Below are 9,592 nucleotides of genomic sequence, written 5' to 3' on the forward strand. Positions count from 1 at the left end.
TCAGCCTGCATCTTCTTTATGATTAAAGGCATCATGCTGTAATCAAATCTTCATCAAACTGACATATTATTTTCAGCTTATTTGTCAGGACGATTTGAACATGCTGAATAAACTTAAAGCATTGCCGATTGCGATTCAGCAATATCTGGTAGTGACCTTCAGCTATTGGGCGTTTACCGTTTCCGACGGTGCGTTACGCATGTTGGTGGTATTGTTTTTCCATCAACTGGGTTACAGCCCGCTTGAAGTGGCAATGCTGTTTGTTCTGTATGAATTTTTCGGCATTGTGACAAACCTGGTCGGTGGCTGGCTGGCCGCCAGATTAGGGTTAAATGTCACCATGCATCTGGGCCTGCTATTACAGGTCATTGCATTAGCAATGTTGCTGGTGGACCCGCAGTGGCTCACCGTGGCCTATGTCATGGTAGCGCAGGCGCTCTCCGGTATTGCCAAAGATTTGAATAAAATGAGTGCCAAATCCAGCATTAAAATGCTGGTAGCTGATAACGCGCAATCAACCTTATTTAAATGGATATCCATTCTTACCGGCTCCAAAAATGCCCTGAAAGGGGTTGGCTTCTTTGTCGGTGCGGCCCTGCTTTCCTGGATCGGTTTTCGTGGCGCCATACTGACTATGGCGGTTTTGCTTCTGGTGGTGTTGATTTTCAGCATTGTCATGTTGCAACGCGATCTGGGTAAAGCCAAAAATAAACCAAAATTCAGTGATACCTGGTCAAAGAGTGCGCCGGTGAATCATTTATCGCTAGCAAGGTTCTTTCTTTTTGGCTCAAGAGATATCTGGTTTGTGGTGGCCTTACCCGTGTTTTTGCATGCTCAGTTACAGTGGCCACCCATTTATGTCGGTGGTTTGTTGGCGGCTTGGGTTATTGCTTACGGTATTGTGCAAGCGCTTGCGCCTAAACTGACTGGCTTTTCCAGGCAAAACGCTCCTGATGGCTATCATGTCTGGCTATGGTCCTTACCCCTCTTTGTGTTGCCGTTATTGATTGCCGCCGCAGTGTATTTTGAATGGGCTGTCATACCTGCTTTAACCGTCGGCTTATTAATTTATGGCGCTATTTTTGCGATAAATTCTGCCATCCATTCCTATCTGATCGTTTCATATGCTGATGCTGCCGGGGTGTCCCTGGATGTCGGTTTTTATTACATGGCCAATGCCGCTGGAAGATTGTTTGGTACGTTATTATCTGGCTGGGTCTATCAGGTTGCCGGGTTAGCAGCCTGTCTGGTCATTTCTGCCATAATGATTCTGGTCGCCAGTTTTATTTCAAAAATGTTACCGCGTGAACCTCAGCCTGTATAAAGCTTTCAGCGTTGTTATCAAATTGTCATATTTAGCCGTTAAGCTTTACTCTTAGAAAAATAGTTCAGGAAAAAATCGTATATGAGCATATCGGTATTACTGGTTGAAGATGACGCCGCCATTCGTGACATGATTAATTTCAGTCTGCGCCAGGCGGGATTTACCTGCGAAGCAGTCAAGGATGGCGAAACGGGTCTGGATTGGTTGAAAAATCAACAACCAGACATGATTTTGCTGGACTGGATGTTACCTGGAATTGATGGCATCGAGTTTATCCGCCGGCTGCGTGCCAATGAATTTTTAGCATCCATTCCCGTGATCATGCTCACCGCTAAAGGCGAAAGTGAAGATATGGTTAAAGGGCTGAGCGTCGGTGCTGATGACTATATTAATAAACCGTTTTCTCCACCTGAATTAATAGCGCGAATTAAAGCGGTTTTACGTCGTTGTCGTCCGATGGAAGATGATGATGCCCAGAAACTGCAGATGGGTGAAATGGTCATGGACACCAAAAGCCACCGGGTATCGGTGAATGGTGAACGCATTGAACTGGGACCGACCGAATTCCGTTTACTACACTTCTTTATGAAAAACCCCGAACGTGCCTATAACCGTTCCCAGCTGCTGGATTTTGTCTGGGGCGATACCGTATATATAGAGGAGCGCACAGTGGATGTGCATATTCGTCGTCTGCGTAAGGCGCTGGAACCCAGCGGTCATGACAATCTGGTTCAAACCGTTCGCGGTGTCGGCTACCGTTTCTCTGCTGAATAGCAGGATCGTCTGATGCAATGGGATTATTGGCGTTTACTGACGGTGCTCAGTCTGGCCGGTTTTGTGGGACTGGTCGTCGGGTATATGATGACTTTTCTGTTTGTCGCTGCGCTTATTTACATTTTCTGGATGCAGAGCAAATGGAATCAGTTGCAGGCCTGGCTGGATAAGCCGAAGAAAAACAGCTCTCCGCAAGCCGAAGGGGTGATTGATGACGTGTGCCGGCAGATCGAACAGATGCGCGCACAAAACAGCAGCCGTAAAAAAAAGCTCACCGGTTATTTAAAACGTTTCCAATCAGCAACAGCCGCTTTGCCCGATGCGGTGGTCGTAATGGGCGAATTTGGTCAGGTCAGCTGGGCCAATACCTCAGCCATGACCTTGTTGGGTATCAACTGGCCGCATGATAATGGGGTCAGGGTGAACAATCTGGTTCGCGACCCGGCATTCCAAAAATTACTGGAACTTGAAGGTGACGCTGAAGAAGCTGTAATAGCCGCTTCACCGATGAATGATCGCATTCAGCTGGAATTCAAAGTGGTTCGGTATGCCAGCAAGGACAGGTTGCTGATCGCCAGAGATATCACCCAGACACAGAAACTGCAGCGTATGCGTCGTGATTTTGTGGCCAATGTATCGCATGAATTGCGTACACCGTTGACGGTGTTACGCGGTTATCTGGAAACCTTGACCACGGAAAGTGATCAGGAGCTCTGGCAACAGGCTTTACCGGTAATGCAGCAACAAAGTCAGCGTATGCATCTGATGATCAAGGATCTACTGGCATTATCCCAACTGGAAACCGGTGAAAAGCCTTTGCAACACCGACCTACGGATATCTGCAAGTTATTGCATAGCGTGGTGGAGGATGCCAAACGACTGGAACATTTTCATCAACATCAGATCAACCTGCATTGTCTGAGTGAAAAATGGCTAATGGCAGATGCTGATGAACTACGCAGCGCAATTTCTAATCTGGTCTTTAATGCGGTCAAATATACTCCAGCAGAAACCTTGATCGATGTCAGATGGCATATCGAGGGTGAGTTTGCCGTTATTGAAGTAAAAGATACTGGTGAAGGTATCGCCCAGCATCATCTGGATCGCCTGACAGAACGTTTTTATCGTGTGGATAGTGGTCGGGCAAGAGAAACCGGTGGTACAGGACTGGGGCTGGCCATCGTCAAGCATGTGTTGCAACGACACAAAGCTGAACTGTTGATTCAGAGTGCTATTGGTGAGGGTTCAAGTTTTAAATGCTGTTTTCCCGCCAAAAGTGTGATGGATAAAATAGACATTTAGCCTTACTGACTACTGTTTTCGGTCATGTCACAGTATTGTCATATTTCTTTCATATCCTTGTCACAGTTAATCGCGATACTGCTCGGGTGCTCAACGCGGTAAGCGTTGGAACTTATTTTTAACCCAAGGAGTTAATGACTCATGTTCAAGAAAAAATTTGCTTTATACGGCGCCGCTTTGGCAATGACGTTTTCCGCTGCCAGCTTTGCAGACGTCGATCCAAACCTGCCAGAGTATGAAAAAACAAGCGGTGTTTCAGGTAGCTTATCAAGCGTCGGTTCTGACACATTAGCTAACTTGATGACCTTGTGGGCAGAAGAGTTCAAACGTGAATATCCTAATGTCAGCATCCAGATTCAAGCGGCTGGTTCTTCAACTGCGCCTCCTGCGTTAACTGAAGGTACATCGAACGTTGGTCCGATGAGCCGTGAAATGAAAGACAGCGAAATCAAAGAATTTGAAAACAAATACGGTTACAAGCCAACGGCTATCCCAGTTGCAATCGATGCCCTGGCTGTTTACGTTCATAAAGACAACCCAATCGAAGGTATGACCATCCCTCAAGTAGATGCTGCTTTCTCTGCAACACGTAAGTGTGGTTATTCAGAAGACATCACCGACTGGTCACAATTAGGTGTTGAAGGACTGGGTTCAATCCAGTTATATGGCCGTAACTCTGTATCGGGTACTTACGGTTACTTTAAAGATAATGCATTGTGCAAAGGCGACTACAAAAACACTGTAAATGAGCAACCTGGTTCAGCTTCAGTTGTTCAGGGCGTGACCAAATCAACCAACGGTCTGGGTTATTCAGGTATCGGTTACAAAACATCAGGCGTAAAACTGGTTCCTTTAGCGAAAGAAGCGGGTCAACCTTTCATTGAAGCAAGTGGTGAAAATGCTGCTGATGGTAGCTATCCAATGTCACGTTTCCTGTGGGTTTATGTGAACAAAGCACCTAACAAACCAATGTCACCGCTTGACCGTGAATTCATGAAAATGATTCTTTCTAAAGTAGGTCAGGAAGTTGTTGTTAAAGATGGTTATGTTCCACTGCCAGCTAAAACTGCAGCAAAATATATGGAAATGCTGAAGTAATATTGCAAATTAAAATTACCCCGCACATTGCAAGATGTGCGGGGTTTTTTTATCTAATAGCGTTAATCAATTTGTCTGCAGATTGATTAGCAGTATTAAAATTAAGCAATCACCCTATTGCGTGCGTATTTCTTAAACGGAAACCAAATCAGATTATGGCTGAGCAAACTATTGAAAATAGCGTTATAGCTGCTGCTAATTCAAAAACGGCCCGTCGTCGGCGGAATTGGCGCGAGTTTAAAGATAAATTAGCCCGGGTCGTTGTGACAGGTGGCGGCATCATGGTGATTGTCGCTATCGTGCTGATCTTCTTTTATCTGCTATATGTGGTGATTCCATTGTTCAATAGCGCTGACCTGCGTACTGAACAACAATTTGAACAAGTGCCAACCAACAATGTTCATCTGACCCTGGATGAATATAATGAAGTGGCGTTATCGCTGGATGAAAAAGCTAATTTACGTTTTTTTAATGCGCATAATGGCGATGAAATATCGACTTTTGATCTTCCCATTCCAGCTGAAAGTTCTATCAGCAGTTTCTCGGCAGGTAGTGCTTCCACCGGTGTATTTGCTTATGGGCTGGATAATGGTCAGGCGATAGTCTTTCAGGAAGCCTACAAAATCAGTTATCCCCAGGGAACACAGCGACTGATTACACCAGAAATCCAGTATCCCATAGGTGAACAACTGATCGAAGTCGATCCACAGGGACAGCCGCTGCAGATGCTGACGGTTCAAAGCTATGATGACCTCACCACCTTGGTGGCGCTCACAGCTGATAATCGACTGGTTATGTCGCGTATCACCAAGGATGTGAATTTTCTTGATGAAACTGACTTTACACTGGACAACGAAAACCGCGAAATCCCATTGGATAGTAATGCTCCGGTATCCAAGATTCGGTTAGATATCGATCAGCGTGAGTTATATGTCATTCACGAAGATGGTGATATTGCCTATTACGACGTACAGAACATAGATGATGTCAGAATGCTGCAGCGGGTCAGCGCAGTACCTGAGGATGTTGAAATCACGGCAGCAGAATTTCTGACGGGCGGTATTTCAATATTAATAGGACGCAGTGACGGCCAGATTGACCAGTGGTTTCCAGTACGTGATGCTGACAATAATTACACCATTGAGCGGGTCAGAAGCTTCTCTGAACAGACAGCGCCCATCCGTAGCATTCTGGCTGAACAAGCTCGTAAAGGCTTTGTTGCGTTGGATGATACCGGTGATATCGGTATTTATCACACCACAGCAGAGAGAAACCTGTTGGTGGAGAACATTCTGGCTGACGCCAATGCCAAAATGGCCCTGTCACCCCGGGCAAATGGTCTGATAACGGTTGCAATGGATGGTGAAACGCAGTTTCATGAAATTGAAAATGAGCACCCTGAAGTTTCCTGGCATTCCTTATGGGAAAAAGTCTGGTATGAAAGTCGTAGCGAGCCTGAGTATCTCTGGCAGTCTTCGTCTTCCAGCAGCGACTTTGAACCAAAACTCAGTCTTACCCCATTAACATTCGGCACCATTAAAGCGGCATTTTACGCCATGATGGTCGCAGTACCGCTGGCCATTATGGGGGCAATTTTTACCGCCTACTTCATGTCACCGCGAATGCGTAATGTGGTGAAACCGACCATTGAAATCATGGAAGCTTTACCAACTGTTATTCTGGGGTTTCTGGCCGGTTTATGGTTGGCCCCGCTGGTGGAAAACAACCTGCCCGGTGTTTTCAGTATTCTGATCCTGACCCCCATTATGGTATTGCTCACCGCCTGGCTATGGACCAAATTACCTAAATCATTGCGCCAGCGAATTCCTGATGGTTGGGAGGCAGCGATCTTGATTCCAATCGTTATTCTGGTTGGTATTATTTCGATGAAATTAAGTCTGCCATTGGAAAATCTGTTATTTGGTGGCGATATGCCGGGTTGGCTGGAATCAACCGGTATCGGCTATGACCAGCGTAACTCATTAGTCGTCGGTATGGTGATGGGCTTTGCTGTTATCCCGACTATTTTCTCGATTACCGAAGATGCCATTTTCAGTGTGCCCAAGCAATTGACCATCGGTTCATTGGCACTGGGTGCAACACCCTGGCAAACCTTAACAAAAGTGGTGTTACTCACCGCCAGTCCGGCAATTTTCTCGGCCGTCATGATCGGCCTTGGGCGTGCTGTAGGTGAAACGATGATCGTATTGATGGCGACCGGTAATACGCCAATTATGGACTTCAATATTTTTGAGGGATTCAGAGCCTTATCAGCCAATATCGCGGTAGAAATGCCTGAAGCAGCAGTTAACAGTACCCATTATCGTGTGCTGTTCCTTGCAGCGTTGGTGCTGTTCTCAGCGACCTTTGTGTTTAACACCCTTGCAGAGCTGGTTCGCCAGCGTCTGCGTAAGAAATATAGCAGCCTTTAAACAGAGATCAGCATGTCTAATTCAACATTTAAATCCTGGTATCAAAGTGGTAGTCCGTGGGTCTGGCTTAATGCCGGGGCGGTGTCCATCAGTCTGATCGCGGTTATTGGTCTGGTCTTATTGATAGCGGTTCGTGGCCTCAGTCATTTCTGGCCAGCTGACATTATGTCGGTGGAATATAACGAACCTGGTTTGGAGCCGACGGTTCTAATCGGTGAAAGAGTTGATCATGAAATTGTCCCTGCGGAAAGGGTGCCTTCTGATTACCAGCTAAGAGAAGGGCAGATAAGTGTTGAGCGTTATCTGCTGAAAATTGGTAACCGCGATCAATTCGGTCTGGATTTCCGCTGGGTAAACAAAGACTGGATGGGTGAGGTTAGCTATCCGGAAGATATTCTGGCTATTGAACGTCGTGAATGGGGTCATTTTTACGGCTACCTTCAATCGGTAGTGGAACAAGGTGAAATTGTTGCCGATGGAGAACAGGCCTGGCCAGAATTTCAGCAACGGCTGGAACGTAGCAATAATCTGGTTGCTGAAATCAAATATATTGAAAAGATCGAAATCGGCAAAATAAATCAGGCACTCGAATCTTTGCGTCTGGATGAGCGCCGGCTGGAGCTGGATAACGTTCCTGAAGATAATGCTGCCTATGCCGAGATTGAAGCTGCAAAAGCGGTACAAAATGAAAAATACGCAAAATTACAAACCCGTCTCAGCGAATTAAGCCAGGCTTTGATGCGTGATCAGGTGGTCATGCAAATGTCCAATGGTGATGAAGTGGTCATTCCGATGGCGAAAATCGTTGATGTCGTGAAACCGAATGATATGAATCGTCTCGAAAAACTGCAGCACTATTTTCATGAAGTATGGAAATTTGTCTCCGGTGAACCACGCGAAGCAAATACTGAAGGCGGAATTTTCCCGGCCATTTTCGGCACCGTGATGATGGTATTGATTATGTCAGTTATCGTCACGCCTTTTGGTGTCATTGCCGCTATTTATCTGAAAGAGTATGCAAAACAGGGGTTTGTTACCCGAACGATTCGTATCGCGGTCAATAACCTGGCCGGTGTTCCGTCAATCGTATATGGCGTATTCGGTCTGGGGTTCTTTGTCTATTTCCTTGGTGGCAATATCGATGAAATATTCTTCCAGGCAAAATTACCATCCCCTACTTTTGGTCAGCCCGGCTTGATGTGGGCGTCGTTGACTCTGGCTATTCTGACTGTGCCGGTGGTTATCGTGGCAACCGAAGAAGGTCTGTCACGTATTCCACGGGCAATGCGTGAAGGCAGTCTTGCATTGGGCGCCACTAAAGCAGAAACCTTATGGCGTACAGTTATTCCAATGGCGGCTCCGGCAATGATGACAGGGTTGATTCTGGCTGTTGCCCGAGCAGCTGGTGAAGTCGCTCCACTGATGATGGTGGGTGTAGTGAAACTGGCGCCAGCGTTAGCGGTTGATTCTGTTGCTCCTTATCTGCATCTGGATCGCCAGTTTATGCATCTGGGCTTCCATATTTATGATGTGGGTTTCCAGAGTCCGAATGTTGAAGCGGCACGTCCTCTGGTTTATGCCACAGCATTTCTGTTGTTGCTGATAATTGTAGTGTTGAATTTAACGGCGATTAGTATCCGTAATCGTCTGCGTGAAAACTTTAAAGCGAGTGATAACTAATGGAAGCAGTCAATCAACAAAAAAACGCGGCGCGTAGCATTGATATAGAGTCAATGAATCGTGGCCCGAAACTGAATATGGCTGATGAAACTGCCTGTATTGAAATTAAAAATTTCAATCTGTTTTATGGCGACGCTCAGGCATTAAAAGATATCAACCTGACCATTCCACGTCATAGAGTAACGGCTTTTATCGGTCCAAGTGGGTGCGGTAAATCAACTTTCCTCAGATGTTTCAATCGAATGAATGATTTGATTGATAACGTCAATATTCAGGGACAATTACTGCTGGATGGCGAAGAACTGAACTCGCCAGCAGTTAACGTCTCTGACTTGCGTCGTAAAGTTGGCATGGTGTTTCAGAAGCCAAACCCATTTCCAAAAACAATTTATGAAAATGTTGCCTACGGCTTGCGATTGCAAGGTGTTAACGATCGCCAGACGCTGGATAAGGTCGTGGAAAAATCGCTGAAAGGCGCTGCATTGTGGGACGAAGTAAAGGATCGATTGCAATCTTCAGCAATGGGCCTGTCCGGCGGTCAACAGCAAAGACTGGTGATTGCCCGTGCCATTGCTATTGAACCGGAAGTGTTACTGCTTGATGAACCGGCTTCTGCTCTGGATCCTTTATCTACGCTTAAAATCGAAGAACTGATTTACGAGCTGAAAGAAAAATACACCATCGTCATCGTCACACATAATATGCAACAGGCGGCCAGGGTCTCGGACTACACCGCGTTTATGTATATGGGTGAATTAATCGAATTTGGTGCCACGGATGAGTTATTCACCAATCCGGGCAAAAAACAAACGGAAGACTATATTACCGGCCGTTACGGCTAGGCTGCAGGTTCAGGAGATCCTTTATGGCTACAAATCAATCACAACATATTTCGCAACAGTTCGAAAAAGAGCTTCAAGATATCCGCAGCCGCGTTTTAGCCATGGGTGGTATGGTCGAAAAACAGGTTTCGGAGGCAATG

General features: G+C 46.1%; 7 protein-coding genes and 1 pseudogene. All 8 read left to right on the forward strand.

Annotated elements, in window-relative coordinates; genetic code table 11:
* Nucleotides 1–100: 100 nt before the first annotated feature.
* The gene (gene arsJ, locus B3M51_RS04370; protein ID WP_292757083.1) at nt 101–1,324 is read left to right on the forward strand and encodes an organoarsenical effux MFS transporter ArsJ; all 1,224 of its coding nucleotides are present in this window, start codon (nt 101–103) and stop codon (nt 1,322–1,324) included.
* An 81-nt stretch (nt 1,325–1,405) separates the two neighbouring features.
* Entirely contained in the window at nt 1,406–2,098 is a 693-nt protein-coding gene (gene phoB / locus B3M51_RS04375; RefSeq protein ID WP_292482772.1) for a phosphate regulon transcriptional regulator PhoB, read from the forward strand.
* 12 nt (nt 2,099–2,110) lie between these two features.
* Nucleotides 2,111–3,400: a phosphate regulon sensor histidine kinase PhoR gene (phoR, locus tag B3M51_RS04380; RefSeq protein WP_292757086.1), complete on the forward strand. Its 1,290-nt coding sequence runs from the start codon at nt 2,111–2,113 to the stop codon at nt 3,398–3,400.
* Between the two features lie 141 nt (nt 3,401–3,541).
* Nucleotides 3,542–4,498 (forward strand): PstS family phosphate ABC transporter substrate-binding protein, encoded by a 957-nt coding sequence (locus B3M51_RS04385; protein ID WP_292757088.1) that lies wholly within the window; start codon nt 3,542–3,544, stop codon nt 4,496–4,498.
* Nucleotides 4,499–4,653: 155 nt separating this feature from the next.
* Entirely contained in the window at nt 4,654–6,930 is a 2,277-nt protein-coding gene (locus B3M51_RS04390; protein WP_292757089.1) for an ABC transporter permease subunit, read from the forward strand.
* 12 nt (nt 6,931–6,942) lie between these two features.
* Nucleotides 6,943–8,610, forward strand: a complete 1,668-nt coding sequence (gene pstA / locus B3M51_RS04395) for a phosphate ABC transporter permease PstA (protein ID WP_292482763.1) — start codon at nt 6,943–6,945, stop codon at nt 8,608–8,610.
* Nucleotides 8,610–9,452 carry a phosphate ABC transporter ATP-binding protein PstB gene (gene pstB, locus B3M51_RS04400; protein ID WP_292482761.1) on the forward strand — a complete coding sequence of 281 codons (843 nt, stop codon included), beginning with the start codon at nt 8,610–8,612 and terminating at the stop codon, nt 9,450–9,452. The genes pstA and pstB overlap by 1 nt, the downstream gene beginning before the upstream one ends.
* A 23-nt stretch (nt 9,453–9,475) precedes the next feature.
* A pseudogene (locus B3M51_RS14450) lies at nt 9,476–9,592 on the forward strand (phosphate transport system regulator PhoU); the annotation flags it as partial.

The sequence above is a fragment of the Methylophaga sp. UBA2689 genome (assembly GCA_002354555.1).
Classification (GTDB): Bacteria; Pseudomonadota; Gammaproteobacteria; order Nitrosococcales; family Methylophagaceae; genus Methylophaga.